The sequence below is a fragment of the Streptomyces sp. NPDC086519 genome, assembly GCF_040686075.1.
GTDB lineage: Bacteria > Actinomycetota > Actinomycetes > Streptomycetales > Streptomycetaceae > Streptomyces > Streptomyces shenzhenensis.
In genome coordinates, this window is record NZ_JBFBJL010000077.1 from 11746 (window position 1) to 27899 (window position 16154).

Annotated in this window: 17 protein-coding genes and 2 pseudogenes; 3 read left to right on the forward strand and 16 right to left on the reverse strand. The window is 71.0% G+C overall.

Annotated features, from left to right (window positions below; translation table 11 throughout):
* Positions 1 to 101: 101 nt before the first annotated feature.
* From AB0P24_RS41495 to AB0P24_RS41505, 3 genes are read right to left on the reverse strand one after another with little or no spacing between them, the layout of a single operon-like run.
* Complete coding sequence (locus tag AB0P24_RS41495; RefSeq protein WP_365803495.1) at positions 102 to 764, reverse strand: response regulator transcription factor; 663 nt, start codon at positions 762 to 764, stop codon at positions 102 to 104.
* A complete protein-coding gene (locus tag AB0P24_RS41500) occupies positions 761 to 1933 on the reverse strand; it encodes a histidine kinase (RefSeq protein ID WP_365803497.1) in 1173 nt (390 codons plus the stop codon). The genes AB0P24_RS41495 and AB0P24_RS41500 overlap by 4 nt, the downstream gene beginning before the upstream one ends.
* The gene (locus AB0P24_RS41505) at positions 1933 to 2766 is read right to left on the reverse strand and encodes a CPBP family intramembrane glutamic endopeptidase (protein ID WP_365803499.1); all 834 of its coding nucleotides are present in this window, start codon (positions 2764 to 2766) and stop codon (positions 1933 to 1935) included. Before AB0P24_RS41505 ends, AB0P24_RS41500 begins: the two co-directional genes overlap by 1 nt.
* Positions 2767 to 3053: 287 nt before the next feature.
* Here AB0P24_RS41505 and AB0P24_RS41510 point away from each other — a divergent pair.
* A pseudogene (locus AB0P24_RS41510) lies at positions 3054 to 3170 on the forward strand (IS5/IS1182 family transposase); the annotation flags it as partial.
* Between the two features lie 234 nt (positions 3171 to 3404).
* On the opposite strand, the gene AB0P24_RS41515 reads toward AB0P24_RS41510, so the two are convergent.
* A complete protein-coding gene (locus tag AB0P24_RS41515; RefSeq protein ID WP_365803501.1) occupies positions 3405 to 3710 on the reverse strand; it encodes a helix-turn-helix transcriptional regulator in 306 nt (101 codons plus the stop codon).
* A gap of 65 nt (positions 3711 to 3775) precedes the next feature.
* Between AB0P24_RS41515 and map the strand changes: the two genes are divergently transcribed.
* On the forward strand, positions 3776 to 4546 hold the full coding sequence (map, locus tag AB0P24_RS41520; RefSeq protein ID WP_365803503.1) for a type I methionyl aminopeptidase: 771 nt from the start codon (positions 3776 to 3778) through the stop codon (positions 4544 to 4546).
* A 56-nt stretch (positions 4547 to 4602) separates the two neighbouring features.
* On the opposite strand, the pseudogene AB0P24_RS41525 reads toward map, so the two are convergent.
* The 5 genes and pseudogenes from AB0P24_RS41525 to AB0P24_RS41545 all read right to left on the reverse strand — a co-directional run.
* A pseudogene (locus AB0P24_RS41525) lies at positions 4603 to 4970 on the reverse strand (Tn3 family transposase); the annotation flags it as partial.
* Between the two features lie 75 nt (positions 4971 to 5045).
* Entirely contained in the window at positions 5046 to 5174 is a 129-nt protein-coding gene (locus AB0P24_RS41530) for a hypothetical protein (protein ID WP_365803505.1), read from the reverse strand.
* Between the two features lie 20 nt (positions 5175 to 5194).
* Positions 5195 to 6391, reverse strand: coding sequence for a macrolide family glycosyltransferase (locus tag AB0P24_RS41535; protein WP_365803507.1), 1197 nt, complete (start codon positions 6389 to 6391; stop codon positions 5195 to 5197).
* A gap of 489 nt (positions 6392 to 6880) precedes the next feature.
* A complete protein-coding gene (locus tag AB0P24_RS41540) occupies positions 6881 to 7477 on the reverse strand; it encodes an NAD(P)-binding domain-containing protein (protein ID WP_365803509.1) in 597 nt (198 codons plus the stop codon).
* Positions 7478 to 7520: 43 nt separating this feature from the next.
* On the reverse strand, positions 7521 to 8339 hold the full coding sequence (locus AB0P24_RS41545; protein WP_365803511.1) for a 3'(2'),5'-bisphosphate nucleotidase CysQ: 819 nt from the start codon (positions 8337 to 8339) through the stop codon (positions 7521 to 7523).
* A gap of 136 nt (positions 8340 to 8475) precedes the next feature.
* Here AB0P24_RS41545 and AB0P24_RS41550 point away from each other — a divergent pair, with 136 nt between their 5' ends.
* Positions 8476 to 9384, forward strand: a complete 909-nt coding sequence (locus tag AB0P24_RS41550; RefSeq protein ID WP_365803513.1) for a LysR family transcriptional regulator — start codon at positions 8476 to 8478, stop codon at positions 9382 to 9384.
* Positions 9385 to 9488: 104 nt separating this feature from the next.
* Here AB0P24_RS41550 and AB0P24_RS41555 read toward each other — a convergent pair whose 3' ends face one another.
* From AB0P24_RS41555 to AB0P24_RS41585, 7 genes are all read right to left on the reverse strand, one after another.
* Positions 9489 to 9671 (reverse strand): hypothetical protein, encoded by a 183-nt coding sequence (locus tag AB0P24_RS41555; protein ID WP_365803515.1) that lies wholly within the window; start codon positions 9669 to 9671, stop codon positions 9489 to 9491.
* Positions 9672 to 9955: 284 nt separating this feature from the next.
* Entirely contained in the window at positions 9956 to 10624 is a 669-nt protein-coding gene (locus tag AB0P24_RS41560) for a response regulator transcription factor (protein ID WP_365803517.1), read from the reverse strand.
* A complete protein-coding gene (locus tag AB0P24_RS41565; RefSeq protein ID WP_365803519.1) occupies positions 10621 to 11940 on the reverse strand; it encodes a histidine kinase in 1320 nt (439 codons plus the stop codon). The genes AB0P24_RS41560 and AB0P24_RS41565 overlap by 4 nt, the downstream gene beginning before the upstream one ends.
* 26 nt (positions 11941 to 11966) lie before the next feature.
* Positions 11967 to 12788 (reverse strand): ABC transporter permease, encoded by an 822-nt coding sequence (locus AB0P24_RS41570; RefSeq protein ID WP_365803521.1) that lies wholly within the window; start codon positions 12786 to 12788, stop codon positions 11967 to 11969.
* Positions 12785 to 13717, reverse strand: a complete 933-nt coding sequence (locus AB0P24_RS41575) for an ATP-binding cassette domain-containing protein (protein ID WP_365803523.1) — start codon at positions 13715 to 13717, stop codon at positions 12785 to 12787. Before AB0P24_RS41575 ends, AB0P24_RS41570 begins: the two co-directional genes overlap by 4 nt.
* Positions 13718 to 14031: 314 nt before the next feature.
* Positions 14032 to 14565, reverse strand: coding sequence for an SCO family protein (locus AB0P24_RS41580; protein ID WP_365803525.1), 534 nt, complete (start codon positions 14563 to 14565; stop codon positions 14032 to 14034).
* Positions 14562 to 16097: a hypothetical protein gene (locus AB0P24_RS41585; RefSeq protein WP_365803527.1), complete on the reverse strand. Its 1536-nt coding sequence runs from the start codon at positions 16095 to 16097 to the stop codon at positions 14562 to 14564. Before AB0P24_RS41585 ends, AB0P24_RS41580 begins: the two co-directional genes overlap by 4 nt.
* Positions 16098 to 16154 lie beyond the last annotated feature (57 nt).

The following is a 16154-nucleotide window of genomic DNA, read 5'->3' on the forward strand; positions in this document are numbered from 1 at the left end:
CTGTTGGGGAGCCCGGGTGAACACGCCGTCCAGGGCGTAGCGGCGGAAGCGGCATGGTCCCGGGGCGCGCGGGTCGCCGTACCGGACGGTCGGTGCGTACCTCAGGTGACCAGGCCGTGGCGGTAGGCGTAGACGACGGCCTGGACCCGGTCGCGGAGCCGGAGTTTGCTGAGGATGCGCGACACGAACGTCTTGACGGTCTCCTGGCTGATCACGAGGGCCGCGGCGATCTCGCTGTTGGACAGGCCGTCCGCGATCAGGCGCAGGACCTCCAGCTCGCGGGGGGTCAGCGGGATGTCCTCCGGCGCGCCGCCCGCGGCCGGCCGGATCCGGGCGGCGTACCTGCCCACGAGCCGGAGCGTCACCTCGGGATCCAGCAGCGCCGCGCCCGTGGCGACGGTGCGGATCCCGTGCAGCAGCCGGTCCGGCGGCGCGTCCTTGAGCAGGAACCCGCTGGCCCCGGCGCGCAGCGCCTCGTAGACGTACTCGTCCAGGTTGAACGTGGTCACCACGAGCACCTTCACGGGATGTGTCACCCCGGCGCCGGCCAGCAGGCGGGTGGCCTCCAGGCCGTCGAGCACCGGCATGCGGATGTCCATCACGACGACGTCCGGGCGCAGCCGGCCGGCGAGGTCGACCGCGGCCCGCCCGTCCCCGCACTCGCCCGCGACCTCCAGGTCGGGCTGGGCGTCGATGATCGTCACCAGCCCGGTGCGGATCAGCATCTGGTCGTCGCAGACCAGCACCCGGATCGGTACGGTCACGTCGTGCTCCTCGCCGGTATCCGCGCCCGTACGACGAAGCCGCCGCCCGAACTCCGGTCCGCGCTGAAGTCGCCGCCCAGGATGCCGACCCGTTCGCGCAGGCCCGCCAGGCCCCGCCCGCTGCCGCCCGGGGAGGCGGTCCCCGGGCCGGGGCCGTCCGTGCTGACCTCCACGGTGATCTCCCGTTCCCCGTGGCACACCTGGACCGAGGTCCGGCTGCCGTGGGCGTACTTGAGGGCGTTCGTCAGGGACTCCTGCACCACCCGGTAGGCCACCAGGTCGGCGCTGCCGGTCGACTCGGCCGGCGTGCCCTCCTCGGCGAACTCCACCGGCTGTCCGGCCCGGCGCGTCTGCTCGACGAGGGTGAGCAGACGGCCGACCGGCGGCGTCCTGGGCTCGGCCGCGTCCGCCACCGTCCCGGTGCCGTGGTCGGGGTTGAGCAGGTCGAGCAGGTGCCGCAGGTCGGTCATGGCCCGCCGCCCGGTGTCCGTGACGGCGGTCAGCGCCTGGTCGAGCCGGTCGGGCGCGGCGGTCAGATAGCGTGCCGCCTCCGCCTGCACCACCATCGCCGTCACGTGGTGGGTGACGACGTCGTGCAGCTCGCGGGCGATCCGGGTGCGTTCGGCGGTACGGGTGTCCTCGGCGACCCGGCGCCTGCGGTCCGCCTCGGCGGCCCGGGTGGAGCGCAGCCACGCCCCGGCGCCCCACGCGAGGGCCAGCGCCAGATAGAAGGTCACGAACTCCTCCGGCGACTCGCCCGTGCCGAGCCGGGAGAGCGCCACCGCCAGCGGCACGTACGCCATGGACAGGACGACCACGCAGGTCCGGCGGTGCCGTTCCAGGTGGGACCCGGCGGAAAGCAGCGCGATGGGCAGCGCGGTCGTGGCGAACGTGTGGTAGCCGCGCAACTCGTCGACGGCGAAGCCGCACGTCACCAGGGCGAGGGTGACGGCCGGCCAACGGCGGCGGACGACGAGCGGGAGGCATTCCAGGAGGATCGCCACGAGGGCCGGTACGTCGGCGGGCCGGGTCGGCACGCCACCGATCACCGTCCCGTTGGCGTGCAGCGCCGGCACGATCGAGCCGATGAGGAACAGCAGCCCGAGCGGGAGGTCCCGTACCGTGACGTCCAGCCGGCGCCACACCTGGCCGACCTGCTCAGGGGGCATCACTGGCCGATTGCAGCCAGCGCGTCGACGCGCTCGGCGCGCCGCCGGGGCACCAGGTTGCCGCGCCGGCGGGCCAGCCGCAGGAAGACGATCGTCACCAGCACGCCGAACAGCATCGAGTACAGACTGGCCTCCGGGCCGAACTCGCCGCCCGTGATCAGGGTCGCGCCCGACGTCGAGGCGTCCAGCAGCCCGTGCGTGGCGCCGTTGCCGGAGACCTCGGTGCCGAAGATGCCGGACTCCGCGAAGTTCCAGCCGAAATGCAGGCCGATCGGCAGCCACAGGCTGCGGCCGGCGGCGTAGGCGGCGGCGAGCATGCCGCCGGCCTCGATCGCGATGGCGACGGCGCCCAGCAGGGTGGCGTGCTCGTTGAGCAGATGCATCGCGCCGAACAGCACGCTGGACAGAGCCAGCGCCACGTACGTGCCCAGGCGCCGCTCCACCAGCCGGAACAGCAGGCCGCGGAACATCAGCTCCTCCGTCACGGCGGCGGCGGCCATGAAGCCGACCAGCCCGATCGCGCCCGTCAGCGAGCCGAAGCCGTGGACGTCGTAGTCCCCGAGGAGGGCGATGTTCGCGATGACGCACCCGAATAGCGCGACGCCGATGGCCGTCCCCCGGTACAGCGACCCCCGGGCGCCCTCCCGGGCCAGCTCCGTGACCGGACGCCCCTCGGTGCGTCCCACGACCCACCGGTAGACGAACACCGACCCAACGGCGGTCAGCCCGCCCAGGAGCAGCGACAGCCACGGGTTGTCCTGCACGCCGACGACGATCTGACCACCGACCGCGCCGACCGCCACCACGGCCAGTATCTGCCACACCAGTTTCATGACGACTCCTCTTCCGGACCCGCGACCTGAGCGCCGCGGCTGCTCCGAACGTTATGGATTCGCGCCCCGGGAATCGTCACCTCACGGTGGACACCTGCACGTAGCTCCCACGGGGGACAACTGGCGTGCTCCACCGCTCTCTTCACGCCTCGACGCCCGGCAGCACCCGTGTCTCGCGGCTCTCTGCACGCACCGAGACACGGCGTGCACCTGTTCGGGGTCGACAGGAGTCGATTGAGCGCAGCGATGTTCCCGGCAGGACACCGTTCGTTCGCCCGCACTCATCGGTCGAACGAAGCATCGCGCGACTGATGTGCTGGCGGATCTTCCGCAGAGCCCGCTGCGGTCCCAACCGCATGACGGCCATCGCCGCAGCCGTCCTCACCCTGGAGCGTCAACGCTGAAAATGCTCAGTGACCGACTTGTCCGAAGGATCGACGAGCGCGATCGCGTCCCGTTTGAACTCCTCGGTGCACCGATTTCCTCGACCGGACGAGTCGCTTCGAGGACTCGGGCGCCGGAGCCACGCACTGGCCGGTCTCCGGCGCATCGCCGTTCGCCGGTAGCTCTGCACCGGTGACCTCGACGAGGCCACGGACAAGCTCGCCGGCTCATGCGTACTTGATGTGGAGTGGGTGTTACGAAACCAGCGATGGACGCTTTGCGACAGGCAGAACCGACTGATCCTCGACGGTTGGCTCCGCCCGGTTGATCTCGGCCCAGACGACGTCGAGAGACAGACCGAGGGTGTCGGCGATCGCCGCGATGGTCGGGAAGGCGGGGGTGGCCACACGGCCGGATTCAATCTTCCGCAAGGTTTCCGGCGAGAGACGCGAAGCGAGCGCCACGTCCAGCATCGAGCGGCAGCCCCGGGCTCGGCGAAGGAGGGCGCCAAGACGCTGTCCGCGTTCTACCTCGGCGGGGGTGAGCGGCAACCTGACCATGACCCCATTCTAATACCGGTACAGTTAGACCGGGATAGTTATTGGACACACGTGAGAGGGCCCCCATGATCGAGATCCTGAACTCGGCGCGGCTTGAGCGGGCGAGGGACACCGGCGCCCTGGTCGGAAACATCCTGCACACGCTGAAGCAGCGCAGCACGGTCGGGACGAACCTGCTGGACATCGACCAGTGGGCCAAGGAGATGATCACCGAGGCGGGAGCGCAGTCCTGCTACGTCGACTACGCGCCTTCCTTCGGGCGCGGCCCGTTCGGGCACTACATCTGCACGGCCGTCAACGACGGAGTGCTCCACGGGCGGCCTCACAACTACATGCTGGCAGACGGGGACCTGCTGACTCTCGACCTTGCCGTAGCCAGGGGCGGGGTGGCCGCAGACGCCGCGATCAGCTTTCTGGTGGGCAAAGCCAGGCCAGCGGAGAGCGTTGCAATGATCGAGACGACCGAGCGCGCACTCGCCGCCGGCATCGCCGCCGCCAAGCCCGGGGCGCGCATCGGTGATCTCTCCCACGCTATCGGCACGGTCCTCAGCGAGGCGGGCTACCCGATCAACACCGAGTTCGGAGGCCACGGCATCGGCTCGACCATGCACCAGGACCCACACGTCGCGAACACCGGACGGCCAGGCCGTGGATACAAGCTGCGCCCCGGACTGCTGCTCGCCCTGGAGCCCTGGGTCATGGCCGACACCGCCACACTCGTCACCGACGCCGACGGTTGGACCCTGCGGAGCGCGACGGGCTGCCGAACCGCGCACAGCGAGCACACCATCGCCATCACCGACAACGGAGCCGAAATTCTCACCCTGCCCGCGTAGGCACGACGATAAGAGGGCGCTGTAACGAGTGGCCCAGCGGGCCGGGTGCGCCGCCGTCAATCCTCGTCGTCGGCAGCCTCCGGGTCCTGGAAGGGGCGCAGGCCCTGACCGGGTCCCGCTGGCCTCGGTGTTGAACAGGCAGCGGCCCAGGAAGTTGATGTGCCGGTTTTTGAGTGGGGAGAGACGGCCCACGTCCTCGTTCTTGATGTCGCGGCCCTCGACGCGGCGCTGGGCGACGGCGGCATCCAGGTAGCGGGTGGTCCACAGGACCGCGGTAGCCGCGGACCTTCCCGCCGGGCAGGTCGGCCCGCCAGAACCTCTGGTCCTGGAGATCGCGGAAGCGCGGCGCGAAGCGGAAGCCCAGCATCTTGTACAGGCCGAAGGCCATGTCGGAGTACGAGGCGTTGTCGGTCGCGACCATCTCCGCGGGCACCAGGGCCCCGACGGTCGCGACCGCCCCAGCCACTGCCGTGCGCGGCGCGGCCTCCTCGACCGCCGCCTACAGCGCAGCCCCGTCCAGGTCCGCCTCGTGCTCGGCGACCAGATCCAGCGCGTCATCGACCGCCTGCGCCTCCAACTGACGCACCACCGCCGTCAACAGCGCGGTCCGCCGCGGGCCTTTCGGCATCGGTCGAAACGCGTCACCCGCTATCCGAGCAGCAGCTTCTCGACTGCGTCGGCCGCGGCACGGGCGCCGCCGGCGGCTTGGAGTGCTTCGGCCATGCCGGCCAGGTTCTTCCTGATCCCCTCGTCCCGCTCCGCTTCGAGCACGGCGTGACGAAGGGCCGGGGCGGTCTGGTCCGCCAGGGTGACTCCCAGGCCCAGCTCCTCCAGTCGGCGCGCGGTGCCCCGCTGTTCCGGCATCTGGGGCACGGCGACCGTCGGCACCTGGCGGAGTACGGCCTCCATGGCGGAGTTCATGCCACCGTGGGTCACGAACCCGGTGGCGTGCTCGAGGACGTCGAGCTGAGGGAAAAACGGACGGATCTCGAAGTTGTCCGGCAGGGCGCCGAGTTCGGGCAGCTCGACGCGGTCCCCGACCGCCATGGCGACATGACGGTCGGTGCCGCCGAACGCGTCGATGCAGAGGCGGAAGAACTCCGGGTTCTCGTTCATCAGCGTCCCGAGTGAGATGAACAGCAAGGGAGTGCCCGCCGGGGGCGGAGTCCAGCTCCCCGAGTCCGTACGGTGGTGGGCGGACGGTCCGATGAAGACGTAGCGGTCGTCGAAGGTGTCGCCGGCGTACTGGAACGGCCGGGGCACGCACACCAGCGCGAGATCGCCGGGCACGCGGGTGAGGATGGTGCCCAGGGTGTCCGTGACCCCGAAGGCCGAGGTGTACTCGCGCACCCGGGCGTCTGCGGCCTGGACCGACGCGGTGAGCCGCTCCGGGTCGGGGACGAACTCCTGGAGGGGCGTGTAGTGGCCGTTCGCCGCGAATGAGGGCCGTATCTGCACGGCGGGCACGCCGAGCAGGCGGGCGAGTACCGCTCCGGCCAAGGAGTTGGCGTCGTAACAGATCACATCGGGCCGGTCCGCAGCGAACCCCTCGCGGAGGACCGGCAGTTCACGCTCGGTGTATGCGAGGAGGAGGTCGGCGATCATCGCCACCACATCCGTCTCCGACCGGCGCAGGGCCTGCTCACCCGACCGGCCCCCGTGCCGGAACTGTGCGTCAGGCAGCAGGAGAGGGCGGGCCCCGGCCCCTCGCACCGCGTCGGCGAACGACTCGCTGACGGCGTAGGTGACGCGGTGCCCCCTTCGGACCAGCTCGGCCACCATCGGCAGGGTCGGGTTGACGTGACCGGTACCGTCCCGGCCGATGAAGGCGATGTGTCGTCGCATCCGGTGAAATCCCCTTTTCAGTTCGGCAGGTCGATGCCCTTCGTGGGCCGGGACCGGCCCGGTCGGCACCGACAGGTTGAGTCAACAGCGGAGCGTCGACGTCACGCATCCCCCTCCATGGGGACCGCGCCCGTACCACGGCCGGGGGACAGGAACTGCCGCCCCGCCCGGCCAGCCGCCGGATGACGACCGCCGACTTGCGCGCCCTGTACCTCATTCCGCGGTGTCCCGGCTTCTCGAGTGCGACGGAGAGACGGCCGCCGTCGACGAAGTACCCCTTCGACAGGAGGTCTCGATGGTGGAAATCGGCGAGGACGCCGGGAAGGACCTTGGTGTCGTGGACGGCTGCCTTCGTGGTGGTGACATCGGCAGACGGCCCCAGGTAAGTGTGGCCACGGGGCGCTGTGCGGCCCTGAATCGCCGGCGCTGGCTGCGCTGTCGTAACTGTTGCGGATGTGGGCCCGCCGGGGGCGGTGCACGGTGTGCGGATCAGCGGGCGATCGAGATCGCGAAGGGCGCGAATCCGCTGGACCGGATCACGTGTGGCACGAACAGCATGGCGGCCTCTGTGGCGCGGGCGGTCTGGATCCCGCCGAGGTCGGTGATCCACTCCGGTTGCCAGCCGAGGTTGATGAGCAGTTCACGGACGGTCTGCTTGGCTTGCGGGTCGTCGCCGGAGAGGAACACGGTTGGTGTCTGGGTGAGCGTGGCCGGCGCGGTCATCACCGGGAAGAGCATGGTGTTGAGTGTCTTGACGACGCGGGTTTCGGGGAGCGCTTCCTGGAGTTGCTCGGCGAGGCTTGAGCCGGGGTAGACCAGGTCGGCGGGCAGTCCGTCCGGTCCGTCGGTGGTGGCGTTGGAGACGTCGACGAGGATCTTGCCGTGCAGTTCCTCGCGCAGGGCGGCTAGCCGCTCCAGCGAGCCTGCTCCCGGGGTGGCGTTGACGACGATCTGGGCTGTCCGGGCGGCGTCGGCGGCGGTGCCCGGCGCGCGGTCTGCCACGGTGACCTCATGCCCGGCCCGGGTGAGGGCTGTGGCCAGGTTGCCGCCGACGCGGCCGTTTCCGAGAACTGCGATCGTGGTCATGATGATCTGGTCCTTGTCGTGGGTGCGGGCTGTGGTGCTCGGGTCAGCGTGAGAGCGTGGCGACGGCGTGGGCGTGGACGCCGGGCGCGGCGGCCAGGAAGCTCTCGCTCTGCGGGCTCCAGGGGCGGCCCTGGGCGTCGGAGATCTGTCCGCCGGCCTCGGTGACGAGCAGCGCCCCGGGGAGCAGGTCCGCGCGGGCGCCGGCGAACTGCCAGAAGGCGTCGATGCGGCCGGCGGCCACGTTGGTCAGGTGCAGGGTTGCGGGCACGGCGGTGCGGACGACGAGCGCGTCGAGGAGCATCGCGGTGATCGAGGAGCCGACGCGTCGCACGACCTTCTCGTCCTCGTCGGGCCGGGCCTGGCTGGTGGCCACGATGCTCAGGCCGAGGTCCGCAGTCTGGGAGATGTGCAGCGGTCGGCCGTCGAGGTGGGCGCCCGCGCCGGTGAGTGCGGTGTAGGTCTCGCCGGTCAACGGCAGGTGGACCGCGGTGAGCACCGGCTGGTTCTCACGCACGAGGGTGGCGGTCACCGCCCATTCCGGCAGGGCGTGCAGGTGGTTGACGTTGCCTTCGGCCGGGTCCACGACCCACCACTCGCCGGGTGGCAGGGCCCCGCCGTCCAGCTCGTCCTCCACCCACCCGGCGTCCGGGCGCAGGCGCGTGAGGCGGGGGCGCAGGATGTCGAGGGCGGTGTCGTCGTTGGCGGCGAGCGCGCGCATCAGTTCGTCGCGGCTCTGGTAGCGGACGACCTCGCCGAAGCGCTCGCGCAGCGTGGAGCCGGCCGCGCGCACGGCGATCGCGGTCTGGTCGAGCAGGTCGGCATCGGAGGCGGCGACGTCTGTGGTCTGGAGCGTTTCGGGCATGGTGAATTCCCTTGTGAACAGCAGGTGATGAGGCCGTCGGGCCGAACTGTGCGCTCTGTTCGGCGCTCTGGTTTCGAAGGTATACAGCCCCATGAGTAACTTCAAATGCATGTAAAGCACGGCTAGGATTACTCACATGCAATTGGATTTGAATCTGCTGGCCGCGCTCGACGCGCTGCTGGAGGAGGGAAGTGTGTCCGGGGCGGCCGCACGCCTGCACGTCACCGCCCCCGCGATGAGTCGCAGCCTGGGCCGGATCCGGCGCACGACCGGGGATCAGATCCTGGTGCGCACCGGCCGCACGATGACCCCGACGCCGTACGCGATCGCCGTCCGGGAACAGGTGCACAAGCTGCTCCACCAGGTCCAAGGGGTGCTGGCACCGAGCCGTGAACTCGATCTGACAACTCTGGAGCGCACCTTCACACTCCGCTGGCACGATTCCCTGGTCGCCTTGAGCGGCCCCGCACTGCTCTCGGCCGCACGTGAACAAGCGCCGGGCGTGCGACTGCGCTTCGTCGCGGAATCGAGCATCGACACCCCCGAGTTGCAGCGCGGCGAGGTGGACCTGGAGGCGAACGCCAACCGCCCGAGCGCACCGGACATCCGCGCCGAGAAGGTGGGCGAGACCCGCCTGGTCATCGTCGTGAGGCAGGGGCACCCTCTCACCCGTGTCGGGACCGTCACCGCACAGCGGTACGCCGCCGCCGAGCACGTCACCGTCTCGCGACGTGGAAACCTCGGCAATGCCCTCGACGACGCCCTCGCGCGGCTCGGCCTCACCCGCCGCGTGGTGGCGACCGCGCCCACCGAAGCGGCCGCGCTGGAGTTCGCGCGCGGCTCCGATCTCCTGATCTGCGTCCCCGAAGCCACCACGCGCTCAGCGGTCGCCGACCTCGGCCTGGCCGTGCTCCCCCTCCCGCTCGAACTGCCATCAGCGCCGGTGTACCTGTCATGGCATCAGCGCTACGACACCGACCACGCCCACGCCTGGCTGCGCGGGCTGGCGCGAACCGCGCTGGCCACGGGCGGAACGTTGTCGTAGTAGGCGCCCTCCGGTCGCTTCGCGCACATGTCCAGGCGACCACCTCGATGCCGCACGGCCCGCCGCTGTGGGGCCCGCTCCAGATCACCACGGGTGGGCCCAGCTCACTCGGCCGGCTCCAGGCCGGTGAGCAGGTTGAGCAAGCCGGCGGGGGCGTTGTCGCCGAAGATGATCCGGTGGTTCCTGTCGGATTCGGCGGCGAACCGGGCACTGCGGGAAAAGAGAACCTGCTCGTACTCCGCAAGGGCGGCTTCGATGTCGCCGGGGTGTGCGGCGGCCAAACGCACGCCACCTGGCCCGCCCGGCACCCCGGCCACGAGGCCACGGGCGCCCGCACCTGCACCGGCACCCGCCACACAAGCGTCCTCCCTGCACGTTTGCACAGGTCATAGCGCTGCGACGACTCTCCCCGGCGTACAGCCCGACTCGTCTGCCGCCACCTGCGGCATTGCCTGGAGACGTGGAGGGCTGCTGTCTCTGGCCACGGTGTGAGGGAAGGTCCGCCGGTCGTGTCGACGGGCGGTGAGCAGCCGGGCCCGAAGCCGCCTGCGTGAGGCGGGTTCTCGGCGGGCTACGGTTTGGCCCTGACCAGCCCGGTGTCGTAGGCCGTGATGACGGCCTGGATGCGGTCGCGGGCGCCGAGTTTGGCGAGGACGCGGCCCACGTGTTTCTTGACGGTGGATTCGGTCAGGACGAGGCGTTCGGCGATCTCGGTGTTGGTCCAGCCGTGGCCGATGGCGACGAGGACTTCGCGTTCGCGGTCGGTGAGGGTCTGCAGGCGGGGGTCCTCGGCGGGTGCGGTGTGCCCGGGGGCCAGCACCCGGTGGGTGTAGGCGTCCAGCAGACGGCGGGTGAGGCGGGGGGAGACGACGGCGTCTCCGGTGGCGACCGCGTGGATGCCGGCGACGAGTTCCTCGGGCCGGGCGTCCTTGAGGAGGAAGCCGCCGGCGCCGGCGCGCAGGCCGTCGTAGGCGTACTCGTCGAGGTCGAAGGTGGTGACGATGAGGACCCGGGTGCGGCCACCGGCGGCGACGATCCGGCGGGTGGCCTCGATGCCGTCCATGCCGGGCATGCGGATGTCCATGAGGACGACGTCGGGGCGGAGTTCGGCGGTCATGCGGACGGCCTGGGCGCCGTGCTCGGCCTCGCCGACCGGGGTCAGGCCGGGGGTGCCCTCCAGGAGCATGCGCACGCCCATGCGTTGCAGGGGCTGGTCGTCGGCGATGAGGACGGTGGTCATGGCTGATGATCTCCCGGGGGTACGTCGAGCACGACGTCGACGAGCCAGCCGTGGCCGCCGGCCGGCGGGCCGAGGGTGACGGTGCCGCCGTACATGGCGGCCCGCTGGCGGATGCCGACGAGACCGTGCCCGGCACCGCCGGACCGCGCCTCGGCGGCGGGTACGCCGGTGTCGGTGACCATGATGTGCACGGTTCCGGCGTCCATGGTGACGGCGACGTCGGCCGTGGCGCCCGGGTCGGCGTGTTTGAGGGTGTTGGTGAGGGCTTCCTGGACGATGCGGTACACGGTGAGCTGAACACCGCTGCCGAGGGCGTCGAGGTCGCCCGTGGTCCGGTAGGTCACGGGCAGCCCCGCCGCGCGCACGCGCGCCAGCAGCGGGTCCAGGTCGCGGATGCCGGGCTGCGGGGCGAGCGGCTGTTCGTCTTCTTCATGTCTCCGCTCCTCGCGCAGCACGCCCAGGACGCGCCGGAGTTCGCTCATCGCCTGGCGGCCGGTGTCGGCGAGGATGCGCAGGGGCTCGGCGGATGTCTCGCCGCGGTGGGCGGCGAGGGCGGCGGCGCCGTCGGCGACGCTGACCATGACGGAGAGGTTGTGGCCGACGATGTCGTGCATCTCGCGGGCGATGCGGGCGCGTTCGGCGGCGGTGGTGAGCCTCACACGCTGGTCCTGCTCGATCTCCAGGCGTGCGGCCCGGTCCTCCAGCGCCGCCAGGTAGAGGCGGCGGATCCGCAGCGTCAGGCCGGTGGCGACGGCCGCGGTCGCCGTGCCCAGCAGGAAGAACAGGGCGAGGAGCGGGTGCTCGACGGGGGCCAGGAGCTCGACCGCCAGGGTCAGTTCGGCCGCCGTGAGAGCGGCGGCCCAGCCGAGCGCGCGCAGGGATCCGTGCAGGGCCAGGCTGTAGAGGGCGATGAGCGCGGCCATGCCGGTCTGCTGCCACACCCCCAGCGACCACTGGGCCAGCAGCACCGCGGCGATCACGAGGTACGTGACGGCCGGGGTCCTGCGGCGCCACCACAGCGGGACGGCGAGTGCGACGGCGAAGGCTACCAGCAGCGGGGTCGGCAGCCGGCCCGGGGCCGTCGTGTCCCCGAAGGGGCCGTGGCGGGTGTGGGAGAGCAGGTCGGGAAGGCCGGACAGGGCGACGACGAGGACGACCGCGGTGTCGAGCAGCCACGGATACCGCTGGTCCAGTCGGCGCCGGGCGCTGCGGCCGCGCAGCATACGGCCCAGCAGCGGGTGCGCCCAGGCGTCGGCGAGCCCGGGGGACGGCGCGGTGACCGTCCCCCGGGCGGCGGCGGTGGGGGCCTGTCTCATGATCCCCAATTGTCTCGCCCCGCCGCTCAGGTGTCGCTCTTGAGGAGTCGCCAGCCGGCCGCGGCGAGGGTGAGGGCCACCCACCCGGCGAAGACGGCGAGGCCCGCCCCGGGGGAGAGGGCGTCGGAGGACTGGTGCAGGGCGTACATCGCCGAGCCCGCGTTGCTGGGGAAGTAGGGGTTGATGTTGTCGTAGAGGGAGTCGGGCAGCAGGGAGGCCAGGCCCGGGAGGATGAGCAGGACGCCGACCAGGACCGCGATCGCCCCGGCGCTGGAGCGCAGCAGCACGCCCAGGGCCACGCCCGCGACGGCGACCAGGGCCAGGTAGAGGCCGGCACCGGCCAGGCTGCGCAGCACACCGTCGTCGCCCAGGGACAGGGCGATCTTCTCGCCGTGCAGGCCCAGGGTGCCCAGCTGGAACGCGGCCAGGGCGCCGAGCGTGGTCAGGACCAGGGTGATGGGGCCGATCACGGCGGCCTTGGACCACAGGACGGGCAGGCGGCGGGGCACGGCGGTGAGGGTGGAGCGGATCATGCCGGTGGTGTACTCGCCGGCCGACAGCAGGACACCGAGCACGCCGACGGCCAGCGACGCGAAGGTCACCCCGAGCAGGGCGAGGCTGACCGCGTCCTGGTCGCCGGAGCCGGGTCCCGGCGGCCCGCCCTGGGCGGTGGCGTCCGGGCTGTAGGTGGCCGAGGCGATCGCGCCGAGGGCGATCAGCAGGACCACGGCGACGCCGAGGGTGATCCAACTGGAGCGCAGCGACCAGAACTTGGCCCACTCCGAGCGCAGCACCCGCGGACCGGTGACCTGGTAGGCCGGGGCCGGGGAGAGTTCGGTGACGGTCATCGGGCGGCCTTTCGCTCGGTCTCGACGGGATGGCTCTGGTACTCGACGACGTCCCTGGTCAGGTCCATGAACGCGGTCTCCAACGAGACGGCCTGCGGGGTGAGTTCGTACAACGTCACCCCGTGCTCGGCCGCGATCCGCCCGATCTGGCGGGCGTCGCGTCCGGAGACCAGGAGTTCCTCGGCGGACGAGGAGGAGATCGTGACGTCCGGGCCCGCCAGCAGCGAACGCAGCCTGCCGGCCTCGGCGGTGGCGACCTTCACACCGCCGCCGCCCGCCTGCCGGGTGAAGTCGTCGACGGTGGTGTCCGCGAGGAGCCGGCCCCTGCCGATGATCACCAGGTGGTCGGCGATCATCGCCGTCTCGCTCATCAGGTGCGAGGAGAGCATCACCGCCCGGCCCTCGTCGGCCAGTGAGCGCAGCAGGTTGCGCACCCACAGCACGCCCTCGGGGTCGAGGCCGTTGACCGGCTCGTCGAGCATGACGATCGCGGGGTCGCCGAGCAGGGCCGCCGCGATGCCGAGCCGCTGGCCCATGCCGAGTGAGAAGGCCCCGACCCGCTTGCCGGCCACGCTGGTCAGACCGGCCAGTTCGATGACCTCCTCGACCCGGCGGCGCGGAATGCCGTGCGTGTACGCGAGCGCCATCAGGTGGTTGAACGCGCTGCGGCCGGGGTGGACGGACTTGGCCTCCAGCAGGGTGCCGATCTCGTGCAGCGGTGCCCTGTGCCTGGCGTACGACGTGCCGTTCACGGTGACCGAGCCCCTGGTGGGGGTGTCCAGGCCGACGACCATGCGCATGGTGGTGGACTTGCCGGCGCCGTTGGGGCCGAGGAAGCCGGTGACCTCACCGGGCTTGACGGTGAAGCTCAACTCGTCGACGACGGTCTTGTCGCCGTACCGTTTGGTCAGCTCACGCGCTTCGATCATGGGGATGGGCCTTTCGCCTCGGACCGGCCGGGCGAGCGCCGCGACCTCCGCAGTCGACGTTAGGAGCGCGGCCGGCCCGAACCCTGGGACCACGGGAGACACTTCGCCGCCCGGGTGGTACCGCGGTACCAGTCGGGCGCCGATCACCGGTACGCCTCAGGTATGACGCGTCGGCGGGGCGCCGGATGCCGCGTCCTGGCGCACGGGAAGAACGCCCGCCCGACCTGGTCGAAGTCCCGCCCTGGCCGCCACCTCGCCGTTCGCGAGCTGATCACACCCTTCTCGGAACGGTGGTTGGTCGGGGACCGCCGGATTCAGCGGGGTTTCCGGAAGGACTCCCCCCTCCCTCCGACGACGAACGCCCGTATCCCGGCGGTGATCTCGGCCGCCGTGAGGGCGTCGGGGAAGTGGTGGGCGTACTTGCCCTCCGGTGAGATCAGGTACGTGATCGCGGTGTGCGGCACGGAGTATCCGTCCGGGTCGTCGGGATCGTCCCTGCGCCGGGCGAACACCCGGAACTCCCCTTTGACCCGCTCGACGGCGTCGGCCGAGCCGGTGAGTCCCGTGAACCGGGGAAAGGCGCGCAGGAAGTCCCGAAGTGCCTGCGGAGTGTCCCGGTCGGGGTCGACCGTGATGTAGAGGGGGCGCAGTTCGCCGGCCGTCTCTCCGAGTTCGTCGAGTACGGCGGACAGCTTCCCCAGCGCCCGCGGGCACACGACCTTGCAGTGCGTGAACCCGAAGAAGACCAGTGTCCAGTGGCCCCGGTACGTCTGTTCGGTCACCGGGGTCCCGTCGTGGTCGACGAGTGAGAAGGAGGGCCTGTCCAGCCCTGTTCCTGGTGCGGTCATCGGTCCTGCCTGAACGTGAAGGTGCGCGGAGTGCCGGGGCAGTGCAGTACCACCTGGTCGCGGTGGACCTGTACGGCATCGGCGAACGGTCCGGGGCGCGGCCGCACCGTGGTGCCGTCGACCACGGCGGCGGCCTGCCCGTCGACGGCGACGGTCCATCGGCCGCGGCCGGCGATCCTGCTGATCGTGACGGTGCCGTCGCCGGGCACGTGCCGGGTGCGGCGCACCCGCGTGTGCAGCACGCCGTCGACGACCTCGGCCCGGCTGACGTCCACGTCACGGTCGACGGCGGTCAGCGCCGGCTCCTCGAGGCGCGATCGCCGCAACGGGTGGTTGTACAGGCTCCACAGCCCGTCGGGCACGTTGAGCCGCGCGTACCCCAGCAGCACGTTCCCGGTCATGGGCCCCATCGCGACGAGGTTCCCGTCGGGGTCGGTGGTGGTGTCGTTGCGGGGGTAGTACAGGCCGCCGTCGCGCCAGGTCGGGTTCATGAACCGGTCGGCGTGGGCGAGCAGGCCGTCCCGAGTGTGTGCGTCGCCCATCTCGGACGCCCAGGCGGCCAGCCAGCCGAAGTTGCCGTCGCTGTCACGGGCCACCTGTTGGCCGTTCATGTCCGCGGGCGACGCCGGCGGCACCGAGAGGGTGCCGTCCGGGCCGTGGACGAGGTAGTCCGCGATCTGCCGCGGGTAGTGCTCGTGCACGAAGTCCCGGTTCCACATGTTCATCAGGCAGCCGCACCACGCGTCCATCTGCGCCGAGGCCCCTTCGTTCCCTATGAGGATCTTGGAGTCCTGAAGGACCATGACGTTGTAGTGGCCGTTCTCGCCGAGCCGGCCGAAGTCGGCCCATGCCCGCTCGTACCCGGCGACCGTCTCCGCGGCGCGTCTGCCGCCGGTGATCAGGTCGTGCAGCCGGAATCCGAGGATGGCGGGCTGGATGCAGATCTGGAACACGCAGTTGGGCTCGCACGCCACGCCGAGATAGCCGTTCTGCACCAACTGCCAGTAGATATGGTCGTTGAGCGAGTCCCGGTCGTAGGCGAAGCGCTTCTCGTCGCCGCCCCAGTGCATCGTCCAGAACCGGAAGGTCAACGAGCCGGGCTCGGCGTACCGGTCGGTGTCGAAGAGATAGTCGTGCAGCAGCGCCATCGACTGGACGTAGGCGCTGTACATGATGTTGTCGCGCGCCACCGGATCCCAGTCCTGGTCGGTCGGGTCCGTCATACGCGGGTTCAGCAGCCCGCCGCCCCGGCCCGTGTCACGCCAGTACATCCAGGCCTCGGGCAGCAGAAGCTTGTCGATCAGCCGTCGTATCGCGGGCTGGAACAGGCCGGGCGCGGCCGGCAGGCGGTGGACATGGGTCAGCGCCAGCGCGTAGGTCATGTACGCGAGCTGGTAGCGATAGGCGTTGAAGCCGTCCTGGCCGTGCGTCCGGGCCTGCATCAGCGACCAGTCGTTGGGCAGCTGGCGGGACAGGTTGTCGAAGTGCCGCAGGTGGCCTGTCTGTTGCGCGGTGAGCACGCGTTCGGCCATCGATCCCTCCTTGTACGCGGGTGCCTTCGTGGACGTCCTCGCCGGACGTTCACGGGG